At 72.1% G+C, this 18,222-nt stretch carries 15 protein-coding genes; 5 read left to right on the forward strand and 10 right to left on the reverse strand.

The window, feature by feature from the left end; genetic code table 11:
• The first annotated feature begins 80 nt into the window (after positions 1-80).
• Positions 81-1,295 carry a pectate lyase gene (locus AB0F72_RS34535; RefSeq protein WP_360440571.1) on the forward strand — a complete coding sequence of 405 codons (1,215 nt, stop codon included), beginning with the start codon at positions 81-83 and terminating at the stop codon, positions 1,293-1,295.
• A gap of 164 nt (positions 1,296-1,459) precedes the next feature.
• Here the strand turns inward: AB0F72_RS34535 and AB0F72_RS34540 are convergent, their stop codons facing one another.
• Positions 1,460-2,902, reverse strand: a complete 1,443-nt coding sequence (locus AB0F72_RS34540; RefSeq protein WP_360440574.1) for an MFS transporter — start codon at positions 2,900-2,902, stop codon at positions 1,460-1,462.
• A gap of 172 nt (positions 2,903-3,074) precedes the next feature.
• Here AB0F72_RS34540 and AB0F72_RS34545 point away from each other — a divergent pair, with 172 nt between their 5' ends.
• Positions 3,075-3,641 carry a helix-turn-helix domain-containing protein gene (locus AB0F72_RS34545; RefSeq protein WP_360440577.1) on the forward strand — a complete coding sequence of 189 codons (567 nt, stop codon included), beginning with the start codon at positions 3,075-3,077 and terminating at the stop codon, positions 3,639-3,641.
• A gap of 53 nt (positions 3,642-3,694) precedes the next feature.
• On the opposite strand, the gene AB0F72_RS34550 is transcribed toward AB0F72_RS34545, so the two are convergent.
• The gene (locus AB0F72_RS34550) at positions 3,695-4,492 is read right to left on the reverse strand and encodes an SDR family NAD(P)-dependent oxidoreductase (protein ID WP_360440580.1); all 798 of its coding nucleotides are present in this window, start codon (positions 4,490-4,492) and stop codon (positions 3,695-3,697) included.
• Positions 4,489-4,926, reverse strand: coding sequence for an SRPBCC family protein (locus AB0F72_RS34555; protein ID WP_360440583.1), 438 nt, complete (start codon positions 4,924-4,926; stop codon positions 4,489-4,491). Before AB0F72_RS34555 ends, AB0F72_RS34550 begins: the two co-directional genes overlap by 4 nt.
• Before the next feature lie 191 nt (positions 4,927-5,117).
• On the opposite strand from AB0F72_RS34555, the gene AB0F72_RS34560 reads away from it, so the two are divergent.
• Entirely contained in the window at positions 5,118-7,151 is a 2,034-nt protein-coding gene (locus AB0F72_RS34560; RefSeq protein WP_360440586.1) for an ATP-binding protein, read from the forward strand.
• Here the strand turns inward: AB0F72_RS34560 and AB0F72_RS34565 are convergent.
• Positions 7,145-8,083 (reverse strand): AraC family transcriptional regulator, encoded by a 939-nt coding sequence (locus tag AB0F72_RS34565; RefSeq protein ID WP_360440589.1) that lies wholly within the window; start codon positions 8,081-8,083, stop codon positions 7,145-7,147. The two genes, AB0F72_RS34560 and AB0F72_RS34565, sit on opposite strands and share 7 nt — an antisense overlap.
• 74 nt (positions 8,084-8,157) lie before the next feature.
• On the opposite strand from AB0F72_RS34565, the gene AB0F72_RS34570 reads away from it, so the two are divergent.
• On the forward strand, positions 8,158-9,225 hold the full coding sequence (locus AB0F72_RS34570) for an acyl-CoA dehydrogenase family protein (RefSeq protein ID WP_360440592.1): 1,068 nt from the start codon (positions 8,158-8,160) through the stop codon (positions 9,223-9,225).
• Positions 9,226-9,230: 5 nt separating this feature from the next.
• Positions 9,231-9,470 (forward strand): GNAT family N-acetyltransferase, encoded by a 240-nt coding sequence (locus tag AB0F72_RS34575; RefSeq protein ID WP_360440596.1) that lies wholly within the window; start codon positions 9,231-9,233, stop codon positions 9,468-9,470.
• A gap of 3 nt (positions 9,471-9,473) precedes the next feature.
• On the opposite strand, the gene AB0F72_RS34580 is transcribed toward AB0F72_RS34575, so the two are convergent.
• The 6 genes from AB0F72_RS34580 to AB0F72_RS34605 all read right to left on the reverse strand — a co-directional run bounded on the left by AB0F72_RS34580 (position 9,474) and on the right by AB0F72_RS34605 (position 18,215).
• Positions 9,474-11,369, reverse strand: coding sequence for an FtsX-like permease family protein (locus tag AB0F72_RS34580; RefSeq protein ID WP_360440599.1), 1,896 nt, complete (start codon positions 11,367-11,369; stop codon positions 9,474-9,476).
• Position 11,370: 1 nt separating this feature from the next.
• Positions 11,371-12,117, reverse strand: coding sequence for an ABC transporter ATP-binding protein (locus AB0F72_RS34585; RefSeq protein WP_360440602.1), 747 nt, complete (start codon positions 12,115-12,117; stop codon positions 11,371-11,373).
• A 70-nt stretch (positions 12,118-12,187) separates the two neighbouring features.
• Complete coding sequence (locus tag AB0F72_RS34590; RefSeq protein ID WP_360440620.1) at positions 12,188-12,871, reverse strand: 4'-phosphopantetheinyl transferase superfamily protein; 684 nt, start codon at positions 12,869-12,871, stop codon at positions 12,188-12,190.
• Between the two features lie 20 nt (positions 12,872-12,891).
• A complete protein-coding gene (locus AB0F72_RS34595; RefSeq protein ID WP_360440605.1) occupies positions 12,892-14,442 on the reverse strand; it encodes a bifunctional 3-(3-hydroxy-phenyl)propionate/3-hydroxycinnamic acid hydroxylase in 1,551 nt (516 codons plus the stop codon).
• A 2-nt stretch (positions 14,443-14,444) separates the two neighbouring features.
• Positions 14,445-15,227, reverse strand: a complete 783-nt coding sequence (locus AB0F72_RS34600) for an arylamine N-acetyltransferase (protein ID WP_360440608.1) — start codon at positions 15,225-15,227, stop codon at positions 14,445-14,447.
• Between the two features lie 15 nt (positions 15,228-15,242).
• Positions 15,243-18,215, reverse strand: a complete 2,973-nt coding sequence (locus AB0F72_RS34605) for a beta-ketoacyl synthase N-terminal-like domain-containing protein (RefSeq protein ID WP_360440611.1) — start codon at positions 18,213-18,215, stop codon at positions 15,243-15,245.
• Positions 18,216-18,222: the final 7 nt, after the last annotated feature.

Below are 18,222 nucleotides of genomic sequence, written 5' to 3' on the forward strand. Positions count from 1 at the left end.
GACGCTTCTCTATCGTACGGAGGAAAGCGCTTTCCCCCTGTTAGAGCGCTACCCCATCCCCACCCGAAGGTGAGAGATCGATGAGAAGACCCATCGCAGTTCGATGGATGGCCGCGGCAGCCACCGCGGCCGCGAGCGCCGCGATCATGGTGGCGCTGCCGTCCCCGCAGGCTCTGGCCGCGGACAATCTGAGCCTCGGCGCCGGCGCCGACGGCTCCAGCAAGGCCAGCGGCACCAGCTACGGAAACGTCCGGGACGGCAACACCGGCACCTACTGGTCGCCGGCCGGCGCGACCGGGTACGTCTCGGTCAAGTGGGGCAGCGCCACGACGGTGTCCTCGGCCGTCGTCAAGCAGGCCTCCGGCGGCGGTTCGATCAGCGCCTGGCGGGTGCTCAACGCCGACCAGGGCAGCGTCCTGGCCAGCGGCAGCGGCAGCCCGAGCACCGTCTCCTTCGCCGCGACGTCGCTGAAGAAGCTCACCTTCGAGATCACCAGCGCGTCCGGCGCGCCACGGATCGCCGAGCTCGAGACGTACGCCGGCGGCTCGACTCCGACCGGCAGCCCCACCGCGAGCCCGACCGGCAGCCCCACGCCGACCCCGACCAGCGGCACCGGTGCCCCGACCGGCGCGTGGCCGTCGTCGGCCGGATCGGTGTCGATCAACGACACTGTCTCCGTCTCGGGCACGTTCGACGGTGGCATGAAGACCTACTGCTGCATCGGGGACGGCTCGCAGAGCGAGTCGCAGGACCCCATGTTCAGCATCGCCAACGGCGGCACCCTGCAGAACGTCATCATCGGCTCCCCCGCCGGTGACGGCGTGCACTGCGAGGGCACCTGCACCATCCGCAACGTGTGGTGGAACGACATCGGCGAGGACGCCGCCACCTTCAAGGGCACCGGCGGTGGCACCAGCTACGTCATCGGCGGCGGCGCGCGCTCCGGCAGCGACAAGACGTTCCAGCACAACGGCAACGGGACCGTCAGCATCTCCGGCTTCTACCTCAGCGGCTCCGGCAAGCTGTACCGCGGCTGCGGCAACTGCACCAACTCGTACCAGCGCCACGTGAAGATCGACAACGTGCTGCTGAACGACATCGACATGGTCGCCGGCATCAACAGCAACTGGGGTGACACCGCGACCATCACCCGCGTCACTCTGACCAACAGCTCCAGCGCCACGGTCTGCGGCAAGTACCAGGGCGTCGCCAAGGGCAGCGAGCCCAAGTACCTCGGCGCAGGCTGGAACGACGCCAACTGCAAGGTCTCCCCGAGCGACATCACCTACAGGTAGAATCGCTCTCCGCGGGTCCGGGAGTGACTTCTCCGAAGTGCCGGTCATGGGGTTGAGATCGGCCGCGCTGGATTGCAGAGTCGCCCCCACATGTCCTCCCGGACTCGCCACCCTGCGACCAGGGCTTCCGCTGAGCCGGAGCGCCTTGACCCGAGGTCTCCGGATCAGGCGGCGGGCGCGGCCTTGCGCCCGGCCAGCAGCGCCACCACAGTGATGACGGCCAGCACGGTCAGGCCGGCCGCGGTGAGGAAAGCGGCACGGACGCCGGGCAGGAACGCCTCCGGGATCGCCCCGGCCGCGTACACCGAGACGATGACCGCGAGTCCCACCGCGCCGCCGAGCTGCTGCGACGTCTGCATGAGACCGGACGCTGCTCCGGCGTCAGCCGGGGCGACCCCGCCGAGGATGAGCGAGGCGGCGGGCATGAACGTCAGCCCGGCAGCGATGCCGTTGAGCAGCAGCGGCCCCAGCACAGCGGTCGAGTAGCCGCCGATGTCGCCGACAGCGCTGAGCCAGGCGTAGCTGGCGGTGAGGCCGAGGCAGCCGATGATCAGCAACGGCGTCTGCCCGAACCGCCCCACCAGCCGCGGCGTGACCCTCGACATCGCGAAGATCCCGGCGGTCATCGGCACGAATGCCAGGCCGGCGGCGAGCGGCGTGAAGTCCAGCTCACGCTGGAGGTACTGCACGACCAGGAAGAAGATCGACATCTGCCCGCCGAAGACCAGTGTGGAGACGATCAGGCCGGTGGCCCGCCGCCGGTCACGCAGCAGCGCGGGCCGCAGCAGCGGGTGCTCCACCCGGCGCTCGGTCATGATGAGGGCCGCCAGCAGGACCGCGCCCGCGACCAGGCCGCCGAGCACGCTCGGCGAGGTCCAGCCGCGCTCCGGCGCCTGGAGCAGAGCCCAGACGGTGACGGTCGCGGCACCGGTGGCGGTGATCGCCCCGAGGACGTCGAAGCGTCCGGACGATCCCGGGGCCGCGGTGGCCAGCCGGGGCGTCAAGGCCAGCCGGGGCGTCAAGACCAGCACGGCTACGCCGATCGGGACGTTGACGAACATCGTCCACCGCCAGGAGCCGTACTCGGTGAGCACTCCGCCGAGCACCAGCCCGAGGGTTCCGCCGCCGACGCCGACAGCGGAGAAGAGCGCGAGGGCCCGGCGACGCGCCGCTTCGTCCGGGGCGCTGACGGTGAGCAGCGCCAGAACCGCGGGTGCAGCCAGCGCCGCACCGGCGCCCTGCACGGCACGGGCGGCGATCAGCCAGCCGGGCGCGGGGGCGAGTCCACCGGCCAGCGACGCGAGGGTGAAGAGCGCGACGCCGATGATGAAGGCACGCCGGCGGCCGAGGACGTCCCCGAGGCGGCCGCCCAGCAACAGCAGGCCGCCGAAGGCGAGCGCGTACCCGTTGACCACCCAGGACAGGGTGGCCGGCGCGAAGCCCAGGCCGGCGCCGATGCGCGGCAGCGCCACATTGATGATGGTCGTGTCGAGAACGAACATGAGCTGTGCGAGCAGCATGAGGGCCATACCGCCGGTCACGTGCCGGGCCGGCGCGGCGGCGGCGTTCGCCTGCGGTGTCCCGGTGTCATTGAGCGAGGTGCTCACTGGTTGCACTCCCTGTGCTGTGCCGCCCGCCCGCGCCGTTCGGTTCGCGGGTCCGGGCATGCGGAATCGATCGCGGGCAGGACTGCCCTAGACTGGAAGTGGAGGCGCCACCACTTAACCGAAGCATAAGTGGGGACGCCCCCACTTTCCAGTGAGGGGACCTGAAACACCGGTGACCAGGGACACGGAACGCCCGTTACGGGCCGACGCACGGCGCAACCGCGAGCGGATCCTGTCGGCGGCGGTACGCATCTTCACCGAGGAGGGACTCGGCGCCCACCTGGAGCGCATCGCCAAGGAGGCGGGGGTCGGCAGCGCCACCCTCTACCGCAACTTCCCGACCCGGGAGGTGCTGATCGCGGCCGCCTACCAGAACGAACTGACCCGGCTCTGTGCCGCCGCCCCCGAGTTGCTGGCGGCCCTCACCCCGAAGGAGGCGCTGCGGGCGTGGATGAGCCGATTGATCGAGTACACCACTGCCAAGTTCGGCATGGCCGACGCCCTGCGCGCCGTGGTGGCCTCCGGCGTCAACCCGTATGCGGACAGCCCTCACCAGATCATGGCCGCCATCGAGTCGCTGCTTGCCGCCGGAGCAGCCCGGCCGGATGTCACCGCCACCGAGGTCTTCACCCTGCTGACCGGCATCGCGCTCGCCCTCGACCGATCCGGAGAACCCGGCCAGGCCGAACGCCTGCTCGACCTGGCCCTGATCGGGCTGACCGCCGAGCAGACGCCCTGACCTGCGCCGGCGGCCGGATCAGCGCGCCAGCCGGTCACGCCGACCGCGTGGCCTCAGACGTCGGCGCCCACGACCGACGGTTTGAACACGCCCCAGCCGCCGTCGACGTCCAGGAACGCGCCGCTGATGTTGCGCCCGGTGTCGCCCGCGAGGAAGAGCACCGCCTCGGCGACGTCGGTCGCCTCCTGCATGCGGCGCAGCGGAACAGAGCGCAGGTAGTCGTCCCGCACGTTCTCGTCCCAGCCCGGCGGTGGCCACGCCTCGGAGGTACGGATCAGAGCCGGCCGTACCACGTTGCAGCGCACGTTGTGCGGCCCCCACTCGGCGGTAAGGGTCCGGGTGGCGGCCTCCATCCCGCCCTTGGCGGTGGCGTAGAGGACCCATCCGGTGTTGCCGGACGGCCCGATGCCGGAGGAGATGTTCACGATGCTGCCGCCCCCGTTGTCGGCCATGTGCCGCGCGGCGTGCCCGGCGAGCAGCAGCGGAGCCCGCAGGTTCACGGCCATGAAGGCGTCGAACGCCTCCGGGGTGACCTCGTCGCTCGCGCCGAAGGTGCCGAAGCCCGCGTTGTTGACGAGGATGTCGAGCCGCCCCAGCCGCTCGGTCGCCTCCCGCAGGGCAGTCAGCGGCGCGCCGGGCCGGGCGAGGTCCGCCTGGACCACGACCGGGTCATGCGGAAGCTCGGCGGCCAGGCGGGTGAGATGGTCCGCCCCGCTGCCGAGCAGCGCGACCCGGGCGCCGGCCCGGGCCAGCCGGCGGCTGATCGCCGCTCCGATCCCCCGGCCGCCACCGGTCACGAGAGCGGTCTTGCCGGCCAGCTCGCCGGATCCGTACGCCACCGGGGCGCTCATGCCGCGAACCGTTCCCGCAGCGCGGCGAGGCCGGCGCCGTAGAGGCCGGTGACGAAGCCGGCGCTGTCCGGTTCGTCCGCGGCGTCGACGTCCAGGTCGGCCCACCACTCGACGAATGTGTGCCCGCTGTCGGTGACCGGGCTGACGCGCATCACCGCGGCGATCCGGCGGGCCGGGAACGGGTGCTCGGCGACCTCGTAGCCCAGCGTGCGGCTGACGTCGTCGAGCGTCACCAGCCGCTCCTCGGTTCCGATCCGGGCCGCGGCGAACCGCACCGAGCGCACCACGCCGACCGCGGCCGGGTCGCCGCCGGAGGTGATCTCGCTCCGGGCGATCTGCGGGTGCCATCCGGCGAGTCCACCGAAGTCCCGAACAACCGCCCAGACCTCCGCGGCCTCGGCCGGGACGACCGCACTGACGTAAGCCCTAGTCATGTCGCTCCTCGTGTCACGCTGCACGATCCGGGTCTCGGTCGTGCGGTATCAAGCCTTCGGGAGCGACCCGCCACTTCCCAGTCCAGAACACCGCCGATCTGCCCTTCTCCGGCTCCGATTCGCCGCCGTTTCCCGTCCACCCGCCGCAGCACCGGCGGGGTGACCGGCGACACCGGCCTACGATGGCTGTCGTGCACGTGCCCGCCGACCCACCGAAACGCCGTCTGGCGGACCGGCTCAGAGAAACCCGGAGCACGACCTTCACCGGCCGCGACGCACACCTTCGCGTCTTCGGGGAGGCTCTGAACGGGGCGCCGGACGCTCCCGTGCTCCTCTTTCTGCAGGGGCCGGCCGGCATCGGCAAGTCAGCGCTCCTGCGCCGGTTCGCCGACATCGCGGCCACCTACGGCCGACCGGCGATCGAGGTCGACGGCAAGGCGGTCACCGGAGGACCCGCGGCGTTCGAGTCGGAGGCCGCCGAGGTCTTCACGGCCGGCCTACCCGTCCTGCTGATCGACGCCTTCGAGCACTGCCAGGGTCTGGAGCGCTGGCTCAGGGAACGTTTCCTGCCCAGGCTGCCCGACGGGACGGTCATCGTGCTGGCCGGCCGCCGGCCGCTGGACCTCGCCTGGCGTACCGACCCCGGCTGGTCCCCGCTGGTGCGGGTGCTGCCGGTCGGCGCGTTCACCCCGGCGGAGTCGGCCGAGCTCCTCTCGGTCCGCGGTGTCGCGCCCGAGCACCGGCAGCAGCTGATCGCCTACGCGAACGGTCACCCGCTCGCGCTGTCGCTCGCCGCCGAGGTGACCGTCCGCGAGGGGGCCTGGCAGCCGTCGCAGGACGTCACCTCCACCCTGCTGCGCCAACTGGTCGAGGAGGTCCCGTCACCGGCCCACCGCCAAGCCCTGCACATCTGCGCGCACGCGCGCGGGACAACGGAGGCGTTGCTGCGTGCGGCCCTGCCGGACGAGGAGATCGAACCGCTGTTCCAGTGGCTGCGCGACCAGCCCTACATCGAGGAGGGCCGCGACGGCCTCCGGCCGCATGACATGATCCGCGACGCGCTCGACACCGATCTGCGGTGGCGCGATCCCACCCGGTACCAGGCGATGCACCGCAGGATGTTGGCGCACCTGGTGCAGGAGGTGCAGGCGGCGGCGCCGGCATCGCTGCTGCACCGGGTCGACGCCGTCAACTACCTGCACCGCAACGGCCGGATCAAGAGCCGCTACTACCGCTTCACCGGGCGTGGCGGCGTCACCGAGACCCGGCTGCGACACGGCGACCGGTCCGCGCTGCTCGACATGACCCGCCGGGCCGAGGGCCCGGAGTCGGCCGATCTGGTCGCCCACTGGCTGCGGCATCAACCGGACGCCTTCCAGGTACACCGCCGGTGCGACACCGACGAGCCCGTCGGGTTCCTCGCCTGGCTCCGGTTCGGTGCGGCGGACGGGCAACTCGCCGCCACGGACCCGGTCACGGCAGCCGCCTGGGCACACACCGAGGCCACGGCGCCGCTGCGCGACGGCGAGCGGATCGGCGTCGCCCGGTTCATCATCGACCCGGTCACCTACCAGCGGCCCTCGGAGATCCTCGATCTGGCGCTGCAACGGCTCGTCGGCACCTACCTCACCGCGGCACGACCGGCCTGGAGCTACACGCTCTGGTCGGACCCGTCGTTCTGGGACGAGCTGATGGTGTACTCCCAGCACGAACTGGTGACGAAGGTTCCGCAGGGCGGGCTCTACGGACACGACTGGCGGGCCCGGCCGCTCTCCTCCTGGTTGGAGGCGGTCGGCGCCGAGGACCTGTTCGGCAGCCGGCCCGGCCCCGGCGGCGCGCCGGCGAGCGGCTACACCATCCTCTCCCGGTCCGGGTTCGACGCCGCGGTCCGGGACAGCCTGCGCCTGCGACGCGACCCGGACCGCGCAGCGGTGAACCCGCTGCTCGGCACCCGGATGGTCGCCGAGCACCCGGCGCCGGACCCGGCCACCGCCCTGGACCGGCTGCTCACCGAGGCGGTCGAGGAGATCGGCCAGGAGTCACCGCACCAGCGGTTGCACGAGACACTGCGGGTGACCTATTTCGAGGACGTGCCGTCGCAGGAGGCTGCCGCGGCACGGCTGCATCTGCCCATGACGACCTACCGGCGTTACCTGAACCGGGCGGTGGACCGGGTGGCCGACCGCCTCTGGCTGCGGGAGACGTCCCCGCACGGCGATCACTGACGAGCGGGCGGCACGGGTGCGGCGGCCGGCCTCCCGCGGACGGGAGAACCCGCGTCCGCCCGGAAGCGGCCGGGCGAGATGCCGTACTCACGGCGGAAAGCGGCCGCGAAGGCGTACTCCGTCGCATAGCCGACCTGGCGGGCGATGGCCGCGAGCGGCGCGCGGGTCTCGCGGAGCAGGCGCGCGGCGCTGGTCAGACGCCAGCCGATCAGGTACGCCATCGGCGGTGTCCCGACCAGCGTGTGGAACCGCCGGGTGAACGCCGTCCGGGACAGGCCCGCGACCTCGCCGAGCTGCCGCACGGTCCACGGCTTCTGCGGGCTGCCGTGGATCTCCCGCAGGGCGGCGGTGATCCCGGGGTCGCCGACTGCCGGCCAGCCGCCCGTACCGGATTGCTCCTGCCATTGGCGCAGCACGTGGACCAGCATGAGATCGACCAGCGCGGACCGGGTGGTGGCGGAACCCGAGCGGTCCTCGGCGACGTCGGTGCTCAACAGCGTGGACAGCGCGCGCAGCTCCGGGTGCTTCGCGTAATCGGGCGAGACGGCGATGACGGGCGGCAGGTCCTTGAGGAACCGGTGCACCTGACCGTGATCGAGCCGGTACGCCCCACAGATGATCGCCAGGTCGGCCGGTTCCGGGCCCGGGTCACCGGTCGGCTTCTCCGGCACCGGGAGACCGCTCAGGCCCGGCACGGCGACGTGGCTCAGGCCGTGCTCGGCGCCGTGCGGAGCGAGCACGACGTCACCCTGGCGCAGCGCCACCGGCTGCCCGCCGGGGGTGATGAGCCAGCCGGTCCCGTGCAGGACGACATGGAAGCCGACACCGGTGAAGGCGGGAAATCGCAGACCCCACGCGCCGGATCGATGGATCCGGCGGGCGTGGACCCGGCCGCTGCGAATGCTGCCCACCGCCTCGCCGATCACGTCCACCGCCCGATCGTAGCCACGCGGCACACACGCGTATCACCACGGAACAGCCGCGTATGGCTGGTCACAGTGCCGCGATGATTCAGTTCACTGCTGTGAACACCGAACTGAAGATCCTGGCAACCAACGCGGCGGAGACCGAGCGGCAGGGCCACCCGGTACGGGACAGCCTGATCGCCGCGCGACGAACCGGAGCGTTCGCGCTGCGAACCCCGGCGGCGTTCGGCGGCGCCGGGGCCGGCGCGACGCGCGTGGCCCGCGAGCTGGCCGAGCTGGGACGGGCCTGTCCCGCGACGGCGTGGATCGCCGGCACCTGCGCGACCGCCAAGACCCTCGCCGCCGCCACTTTCCCCGAGGACGTCCAGCGAGACTTCTTCGCCGACCCCGACGTCCTGGCGTGCGGGGTCGGCTTTCCCGGTGGCCGGGTCGAACGCGACAGCGACGGCATCCGGGTGACCGGCCGCTGGCCCAACGCCTCCGGGTGCGAGGACGCCACCTGGGCCACGCTGGCGGCGCGGGACGGCGACGCCGTCGTCCTGGCGCTGATCCCGGTGGCCGACCTGACGATCGAGCGGACCTGGCGGATGGCCGGCATGCGCGGCACCGGCAGCCACACCCTGGTGGCCGACGGCGTCCTGGTGCCGGCCGGGCGGCTGGCGCCGGTGCCGAGGCCGGCCCGCGCCGCCGACCGGTTGCTCATCCAGCTGACCGTGCTGGGCCCGGTGGCCGGCGCGGCCCGGGGAGCGCTGGACGTCATCGGTGAGATGTTCGCCTCGGACCGCAAGCCGTTCATGACCGCGTACGCGCGGATGGGTGACGCCCCGGGCGCCCGGCACTGGCTGGCGGAGGCGACCCGGCTGGTCGACCGTGCCGAGCGCACCATGCTCGCGATCGCCGCGACCGTCGACGGCGACGAGCTGACCGGGGCCGTCGTCCCGCGGTTGCAGATGGACCTGGCCGACGCTGCCAAAGACTGCCGCGACGCGGTCGACCTGATGCTCGACCTGCACGGCGCGAGCGGCTTCGCCGAGACGAACGCCCTTGCGCGGTACTGGCGGGACGTGGCGGTCGGCAGCCGCCATCCGCACCTCAACCCGTACCTCGCGGTGGAGAACTACGGACAGGCACTGACCCCGGCCGCCTGAGCCGGGTGGCCGTTCATGACCGGTCGAGTGAGCACCCGGCACGTCGAGACTGCCGGGTGCTCGGCTTGGCCGGCCGCCTGGTCCGCGCGCGCGCCTACGGCATCCGGGCCCGCGGCGAGACGCCTTTCCTGCACGTCGTCGCGGACAACACCCCGGCCATCCGGCTGTACGAGTCGATCGGCTTCGAGGTACGCGTACCCATCCGGTTCGCCGCCGTCCGCTCGCCGATGGCAACGCCCGGGTAACCGTCACTCCCGCGCGGCCAGCAACGCGACCGGCCGGGTCCGGGTTCCCGACCACGACGCCAGCGCGGTGGCGATCCCGGTGGTCAGGAACCCGCCGACGGCCACCGTGATGATCAGGAGCCACGGCAGGTCGAGAGTGGCCTCGCCGGAGACCGTGCCGGTGGTGAAGAGCACGGCCAGCAGCGTGCCGCTCGCGGCCACCCCGCCCAGGACCAGCCCGATCGCTGTGACCAGCGAGGATTCCACCACCGCGGCGCGGATCACCTGGGCGCGGGTGAGACCGGCCGCCCGAGCCGCGGCGAACTCGCGCCGACGGGCCGCAGCCGTGATCACGATCGAGTTGACGACGCCGACCAGGGCGTACAGCGCGCCGAGGCCCAGGACGGCGATCAGGACACCGTCGCCGGCCGAGGTGCGGGCCGCCGCGTCCTGCCGTAGCCAGTCCTCGGCGGTGGCGACCTGCCCGGCCGTGCTGAGCGCGTCCGCCACGGTTCGCGGGTCGGCGCCGTCGGCGAGCGTGACGAAGGTCCGCCAGGTCGCGCCGGTGAGCTGATCGGCGGTGAGCAGCCCGGACGGCAGGAGCACGGTGGCGCCGCCGCCGATCTGCTGCGGCACCGCCGCGACGACCGGCAACCGGCCCAGATCGGTGTCACCGACCCGGACGCCGACGGTGTCACCCGGCGAGAAGCCGTCCGCACCCGGCCCGGCCGCGACCGCGGCGCCGCGCAGGGCGCTCAGGTTCCCCGCGGTCGGATGGACCCGGGCGTACTCCCCGGCGTCGACGACCAGACCGGAGGTGATTCTGGTGTAGGCCATCTCACCGCTCCCCGTGGTCAGGGCGACGGAGATCTGGGCCTCGGCGGCGGTGGCCGCGACGCCCGTCGTCCGCGGCAGTTCGGCGGCGCCCTCGACCACCAGGTCCGCCCGGGTGTCGCGGTGCTGCTCGGCCCGCCCGGCCGCGGTGAACGACGACGCGGCGCCGGCCTGCCCGAGCAGCAGGCCGGTGAGCACGAGCAGCGGCGCGGCGACCGAGGCGGTCCGGCGGGCATCGTCGCGCAGGTTCGCGACCGCGAGCAGGCCCGCGACGCCGCCCACCCGGCCGGGCACCAGCCGGGCCATGCCGCGGACGAGTACCGGGCCGAGCAGGCTCAGCGCGATCGCCGCACAGACGCACACGCTGGTCGCCATCGCCTGTCCGCCGACGGCGCCGCCCACCGGGGCGAGACCGGCCAGCACCAGCGCGCCCGCGGCGAACAGCAGGCCGAGCGCCCATCGTCCGGCGGGGATCGCCGTCACGGTCTCCTCGGAGTCGCGCAGCGCCGCCAGCGGACGGATCCGGCCCGCGCGGCGGGCGGCGAGCAGAACACCGGCGACGGCCAGCAGAACGCCGGTCCCCGCCGATACCGCGACGATCCAGCCCTGCCAGCGGCCGGTGAACCCGTCCGGGGCGAGGCCCAGGCTGTGCAGCAGCCGGGTCTGCACCGCCATCGCCGCGACACCGGCCGGGATGCCGGCGAGCGTGCCCGCGACACCGAGCAGCAGCGCCTCGCCGAGCAGCAGCCGTCGCAGATGGCGGCGGGTGGCGCCGGCGATCCGCAGCAGGGCCAAATCACGGCGGCGCTGCTCGACGGCGAAGGCGAAGGTGGAGGCGATGATGAAGACCGCGAACAGCGCGGCGAACCCGAGGCTCACGGCCAGGAGCGCCACCAGGGCCTCGTTGCTCTCGGCGAACCTCATCCGCGCGTTCGGCGAGGCGCCGGCCGGTGCGCCGAGGGTCGCCGCCGACACCAGCAGCAGCAGGGAGGACTGCACCAGCGCGACACCGAGGCAGACGGTCAGCACGGCCCCGAGGAAGATCGGCCAGCGATCACGGACACCGGCCCAGCTCAGTCGCATCATGTCAGGCCTCCAGGGCCACGAGGCGATCGGTGATCTCGCGGATCCCGGCTCCGGCGAGGCGGTCCACGATGCGCCCGTCGCGCAGGAAGACCACGACGTCCGCGCGGGCCGCCGCGATCGGGTCGTGCGTCACCATCACGATGGTCTGACCAGCGTCGGCGGTGCCCCGCAGCAGATCCAGAACCGCACGGGCCGAGCGGGTGTCGAGCGCGCCGGTGGGCTCGTCGGCGAAAAGCACCTCCGGTCGCGTGACCATGGCCCGGGCGACGGCGACCCGCTGCTGCTGGCCGCCGGAGAGCTCGCGCGGCTTGTTGCGGCCGCGGTCGGCCAGGCCGACAGCGGCGAGCGCGTCGCGGATCAGGCCGCGCTCGGGCCTGCGGCCCGCGAGCCGCAGCGGCAGCGCCACGTTCTGCTCGGCGGTCAGCGAGCCGATGAGGTTGAAGCTCTGGAAGACAAACCCGATTCGGGTACGGCGAAGCGCCGCCAGCTCGTCGTCCCCGAGAAGCGTGAGGTCCGTGTCACCGAGCAGCACCCGGCCGTGATCGGGCTTCTCCAGCCCCGCCGCGCAGTGCAGCAACGTCGACTTGCCCGAGCCGGACGGTCCCATCACCGCGGTCCACGTCCCGCGCCGGAAGTCGATGTCGATGCCGTCGGCAGCGCGAACCGCGGCCGGGCCGCTGCCGTAGGTACGGCTCAGCCCCTGCACCGAGATCGCCGGCGCCGCCGTGGCCGTAAGAGTGTTGATCATGATTGAACGCTATTCCGGCTGCTCAGCGGCGCCCATGAAGCCTGCACCCAGGTTCGGGGTAGTGCTGCCCCTACCCCGAACCGGTTCGTCCATGACGCCGATGGACCTGAGCCGCTGTCACTATCAGGCCGCGGCCGACGGCGAATCGGCCGCGAATCTCGGTCAGCGGCCGGCCGCCGCCGGCGCGGGATCCGTCGACCAGCAGGCGAGCGCGGAACGATCCGGCGCGCGGATCGATGTGCAGGTCGGCGTCCTCGAAACCCAGCCGCCGGCCGGTCAGCGGGTACCACGCCTTGTAGACGGACTCCTTGGCGCTGAACAGGACGCGACCCCAGTGCGTCTGCGGGACGGCGGCCTCCAGTTCCCGCAGACGCGCCCGCTCGGCGGGGCCTGCCACCGACGCCTCGACGCCCGCGGGCAGCGAGGCATGCGGTTCGGCGTCGATGCCGAGCCCCGCCAGATCGATACGCCGGGCCACCGCTGCCGCCCGGAAACCGGTGCAGTGCGTGATGCTACCGACGATGCCGGGCGGCCAGAGCGGCTCACGGCGCGGCCCCGACCTGAGCGGTGCGGCCGCATGCCCCAGTTGTTCCAGCGCCTGCCGGGCACAGCGACGGGCTGTCACGAACTCCCGTCGCCGAACCTCGACCGCACCGGCGATCAGGTCCTCCTCACCGGGGAACGGCTCTTCGCCCGGGATGTCCTCGAACTGCTCCACCACCGTCACCGATGCGGGAAGCAGGGACGCGATCACCGATGTGCCGGAAACGACGTTCATGCCGGTGCAGACCACGCCTTGCCGGGTGTGCCGGCGCCGGAACCGACCCGCCGATCCTGCTCCGAGCCTGCGCGCGGCCCGAGCAGGTCCGCCTGCAGCTGCTCGACCAGGCTCCGCGCGCCGTCCCGGTCAGTGGCGCCACCGTAGACATAGAAGTCGGGGCGGATCAGCAGCGCTCGGGTGCCGGTCCTGGCGAAGTAGCTCGCGTAGACCCCGTCCACGTCCCGGAGGGCGTCATCGGTCAACTGGATCGCCCGGATGGGCAGGCCGTCCGGCGGGGCGTCCAGGGTGAGCAGGACGAAGCCGTGGCCGGCCACCTCGTCGAAGAGACGGGTTCCGGTGCTGTCGGCGACCCGGCCCTGGGGCATGAGGTCACCGGCCGGACTGCCGGCGGCCCGGAAGCCGGCGGACAGCGGCCGGATCGCGGACCGCTGGGCGGACGCCGGCGCCGGACGTTTCGCCATCGCCAGCATCACCTGGTCCCGGTCGGACGCCGCACCGGGATCGGTCTGGCAGATGATCCGGCCCAGGTTCACCGACATCGTGATGGCGTGCTTGACGTGCTCACGGCGCTCCTCGGTGTACGAGTCGAGCACTCTCTCGTCCGCTTCACCGGCAAGGACGGCATCCAGGCGCCAGGACAGGGCAGCCGCGTCGCGGAATCCCGAGGACATCCCCTGGCCGGCGAACGGGGGCATCACGTGGGCGGCGTCGCCGGCGATCAGAAGCCGTCCGTCGCGCCAGCGGTCGGCGTACGCGGCGCCGAACGTGTAGACGTGGTGGCGTTCCAAGATCGCCTCGTCGGGGCTCACACCGACTTCGCCGAGCAGCTTCCACGCGGTCTCGGCGGTGTTGAACTCCGCCGCCGAATCGCTCGCTACCCGCATGAACTCCCAGCGCCGGTGGCCCGGACCGGCCGACACCGACGTACGGGGCCGGGCCGGGTCGCACACCTGCAGGTTGTTCGGCTTGTGCTTGGCCGGTCGCTGTTCGCGGACGTCGCAGATCAGCCAGTCATGGGCGAACTCCAGGTCGTGCATGGCGGTCCCGATCCGGTTACGCACGAAACTGTTCGCGCCGTCGCAACCGACCACCCAGCGGGCACTGAGCTCGCGGGCGTCGGTGACCACCCGGACGTGATCACCGAGATCGTCCAGTTCCACCACCCGCTCGCCACGGAGAACGCTCAGGTTCGGCAGGGTCTTGCCGCGCGCCTCCATCGCCGCTTCCAAACCGGGCTGGTACATCGACGTGGACTCGGGCCACCAGCAGTGGCCCACCTCGGCCACGTCGATGTGCAGCAGGGTCTCGCCGGCCGCGTTGGTCCAGGTGTACTCGCCGGACGGCTCACCCACCCGGTTGATGAGGCTGCCGAGACCGGCTGCCGCAAGGATGCGTGCCGCCTCGCTGTCGAAGGCCACCGCCCGCGGCATGGGGTAGGCCTTCTCCCAGCGCTCCACCACCGTCACCCGCCGCCCCTGCTGTGCGAGCAGCAGCGAGAGCACCTGGCCGACCGGGCCGTACCCGACGATCAGAACGTCTTCCACGGTCAGCTCCCCGTGTTGGTCAGGATGAGGTCCACCACTTCGCGGTACTGCTCGGGCCGGGCCAGCACCCGGATCTCCTCCTTGCCGTCCTCGACCTTCACGTACCGGCGGCCGATCAGCACCATCTGGCCGTTGTCGACGGCTCGGCTGTGGATGCGGGTTCCGACCAGCTGGAGCTCCACCGGGAAGTCGTCGAGGGTGGGCACCAGCGTCAGCCACTCGGAAAGGGAACGGTCCTGCAGGCGGAACCGGTAGACCGAGCTCCAGCCGGCGCCCTGGGCCCGCCGCTGCAAGGTGTGGTAGCCGTCCTCGGGGACGAGCCGGTAGTCGACGCCGTACTGGGTCTGGATCTCGTCGGTGATCCGCAGCGGTTCCAGGAAGGAGGGCCCGGCCAGGCCGACGTCGACCAGCCAGATCTCGCCGTCGAGATGCACGCAGTTGAAGATGTGTTCCAGCTCGGGGCCGAACTCGCCGTTCACCTGGATCACCGCGGCGCCCAGGATGCGGACGTCGTACCCCAGATCGGTCAGCAGGCGGCGGAGCAGGCCGTTGAGCTCGTAACAGACGCCGCCGCGGCCGCCGGTGACGATGGCGTCGAAGACCGCGTCGTCGTCGATCCGCACGTCGCCGAGCACCTCGAATCCACGCTCGGCGTCGGCGTTGAGCGAATTGTCGAACGCGATCGACAACAGGTGGCCCTTGTGCACCCGGCGAAGGGTGTCGAGATCGGGCCGTACCGGGCCGTCGATGCCGAGCCGGGTGAGGTAGGTCTGTACGTCAAACATCTGATCGTCCTCTCGTCAGGCCTGCTTGGCGAACTGCTCGACCAGGTGGTCGGCGATCATCTCCGGCGTGGGGTGGTCGAACAGCAGCATCGGGGTGAGGGTGAGCCCGGTGGCCGCCGCGAGCCGGTTGCGCATCTCGACCGCGCTCAGCGAGTTGAAGCCCACCTCGAAGAAGGGCGTGTCCGCCAGGATCGGCTCGGTGACCGGGTTCTCCAGGGGCACGCCCGCGGCCTCCGCGATCACGAGCGCCAGCAGGCGCTCGCGGCGTTCGGCCTCCGGCAGCGACGCGTACGTGTCGCTGACCTCGGTGACGACGTCCGGCGTTGTCTGTTCGACGTTCATGTCGGCCTCCAGCCAGTAGCGCTGCCGCTGGAACGGATAGGTGGGCAGTTCCACCCGCCGTCCGCTCGCGAGCAACGGTGAGAGATTCACTTCGATGCCTCGGATGGACAACCGGGCCAGCGCGGTGACGGCGGCGGTGGCCTCGTCGGCGCCCTTGCGCAGAGCCGGGATCGCCACGCCGTGCTCGACCATGCCGGAGAGCGTCGCGTCCGGGCCCAGCTCCAGGAACGTCGTCACTCCCTGCTCGGCGAGCGAGCGCACCTCGTCGGCGAACAGGACCGCGTCGCGCACGTGCCGCACCCAGTAGGCCGGGTCGGTGACCGCCCCGCGCATCCGGAGCCGTGGCGCCGAGAAGGTCACCTCGGCGACAACCGCTGCGAACTCGTCGAGCATCGGTTCCATGAGCATCGAATGGAACGCGTGCGAGGTGCGCAGCCGCCGAGTGCGCCTTCCGGCCGCGGCGAAGTCGGCGGCCAGCGCTTCGACCGCGTCGGCCACGCCGGAGAGCACCACCGAACGGGAGCCGTTCACCGCCGCCAGGCTCACGCCCGGACCCAGCGTCAACTCGTCGGGGGATGCCTCGACCGCCACCATCAGGCCGCCCGGCGGCAGCGCCTGCATCAGTCTGCCGCGGGCGGCGACGACGCGGGCCGCGTCGGTCAGTGACCACACTCCGGCCACGTGAGCGGCGGAGAGCTCGCCGATCGAGTGTCCGCCGACGAATTCCGGCTCGATGCCCCAGGAGGCGAAGAGGCGGAACAGCGCCACCTCCACGGCGAAGATCGCCGGCTGGGCGAACTCCGTACGGTCCAGGGCCGCCTGATCCTCGATCGCGTCCGCGAGCGGGATCGGCAGAAGACCGTCGAAGGCAGCGCACACCTCGTCGAACGCCGCCGCGAAGGCCGGGAACGTGGCCGCCAGCCCGCCGCCCATGCCGGGCCGCTGTGAGCCCTGTCCGGTGAACAGCACCGCCAGCGAGCCACGATCGGAGCGCCCGGACGTCACGACGGCATGGCGCTCACCCGCGGCCAGTGACTTCAGCCCGGCGAGCAGCTCGTCGCGGTCGCGGGTGACAATCGCCGCGTGCTCCACGAAGCGGCTGCGGCTGGTGTGGAGCGAGTGGGCGAGATCGGTCAGGTCGTCGGGGAGCTGGTGAGCGAGCCGCTCCGCCGCGACGCGCAGCGCCGCCGGCGTCTTCGCGGACAGCAGGAACGGCAGCGGCCAGGAGACCGGCGCGGCGGGCGGCTGATCAGATGCGGGCGGCTGATCGAAAGCGGGCGGCTCCTCGATGATGACGTGCGCGTTGGTGCCGCTGATGCCGAACGAGGAGACCGCCGCCCGGCGGGGGTTCTCCCCCGCCGGCCACTCGACCGGCGAGGTGAGGAGCCGGACGGCGCCCCCGTCCCAGTCCACCTTGGATGACGGCGCCGACACGTGCAGGGTGGCGGGCAGCCGGGAATGCCGCATCGCCTGGATCATCTTGATGACGCCGGTGACGCCCGCGGCGCCCTGGGTGTGCCCGACGTTGGACTTCACCGACCCCAGCCACAACGGCTCATCCCGATCCTGACCATAGGTCGCGAGAAGAGCCTGCGCCTCGATCGGATCACCCAACGCCGTACCCGTGCCGTGCGCCTCCACCACATCCACATCCGCCGCGCCCAACCCCGCCGACGCCAGCGCCTGACGAATCACCCGCTGCTGCGACGGCCCGTTCGGCGCCGTCAACCCATTCGACGCACCGTCCTGATTCACCGCCGACCCACGCACCACCGCCAGCACCGGATGACCCCGCCGCCGCGCATCCGACAACCGCTCCACCAGCAACACACCGACACCCTCACCCCACGCCGTACCATCAGCGTCGTCCGAGAACGCCTTCACCCGCGCATCCCGCGCCAGCCCACGCTGCCGCGAGAACTCCACGAACGTGTCCGGCGTCGCCATCACCGTCACACCACCGGCAAGCGCCATCTCACACTCCCCGTTCCGCAACGCCTGCACCGCCAGATGCAACGCCACCAACGACGACGAACACGCCGTGTCCACCGTGATCGCCGGGCCGGTGAAGCCCATGCTGTACGCGACCCGGCCGGAGAGCACCGCGGCGGAGTTGCCGAGGCCGACGAATGCCTCGACGCCCGCGGGCACCCGGCTGACCTTCGCGGTGTAATCCCGGTACATCACGCCGGCGAAGACACCCACTTCGCTGCCCCGCAGCGACAGCGGATCCAGGCCGGCGCGCTCCACCACCTCCCAGGCGGACTCCAGGAACAGCCGCTGCTGCGGATCCATCGCCAGGGCTTCGCGGTCGGGGATGCCGAAGAACGGAGCGTCGAAGTCGGCGGCGCCGTCGAGGAAGCCGCCTCGGTCGACGTACGACTTGCCGTCCCGCTCCTGCGCGGTGTCCACGACCTCCGGATCCCAGCCCCGGTCGGTGGGGAACGTGGTGATGCCCTCCCGCCCGTCGGCGAGCAGGTCCCACAGCTCGTCCGGTGTGGTGACCCCGCCGGGCAGCCGGCATGCCATGCCGATGATCGCGATGGGTTCGGTTGCGGCCGCCGTGATCCGGCGGTTCTCCTCCTGCAGCCGCTGGTTCTCCAGCATGGCGGCACGCAGTGCTCGTACGACCTTGTCCTCGACCATGATTCTC

This window comes from Actinoplanes sp. NPDC023936 (assembly GCF_040639325.1).
Taxonomy (GTDB): domain Bacteria; phylum Actinomycetota; class Actinomycetes; order Mycobacteriales; family Micromonosporaceae; genus Actinoplanes.

What these genes read in the sequence shown, in the direction of transcription:
- AB0F72_RS34535 (WP_360440571.1), top strand. Translation starts at nt 81, where the DNA reads ATGAGAAGACCCATCGCAGTTCGATGGATGGCCGCGGCAGCCACCGCG.
- AB0F72_RS34550 (WP_360440580.1), bottom strand. Translation starts at nt 4,492, where the DNA reads ATGAGCGCCCCGGTGGCGTACGGATCCGGCGAGCTGGCCGGCAAGACC.
- AB0F72_RS34555 (WP_360440583.1), bottom strand. Translation starts at nt 4,926, where the DNA reads ATGACTAGGGCTTACGTCAGTGCGGTCGTCCCGGCCGAGGCCGCGGAG.
- AB0F72_RS34570 (WP_360440592.1), top strand. Translation starts at nt 8,158, where the DNA reads ATGATTCAGTTCACTGCTGTGAACACCGAACTGAAGATCCTGGCAACC.
- AB0F72_RS34580 (WP_360440599.1), bottom strand. Translation starts at nt 11,369, where the DNA reads ATGATGCGACTGAGCTGGGCCGGTGTCCGTGATCGCTGGCCGATCTTC.
- AB0F72_RS34585 (WP_360440602.1), bottom strand. Translation starts at nt 12,117, where the DNA reads ATGATCAACACTCTTACGGCCACGGCGGCGCCGGCGATCTCGGTGCAG.
- AB0F72_RS34600 (WP_360440608.1), bottom strand. Translation starts at nt 15,227, where the DNA reads ATGTTTGACGTACAGACCTACCTCACCCGGCTCGGCATCGACGGCCCG.
- AB0F72_RS34605 (WP_360440611.1), bottom strand. Translation starts at nt 18,215, where the DNA reads ATGGTCGAGGACAAGGTCGTACGAGCACTGCGTGCCGCCATGCTGGAG.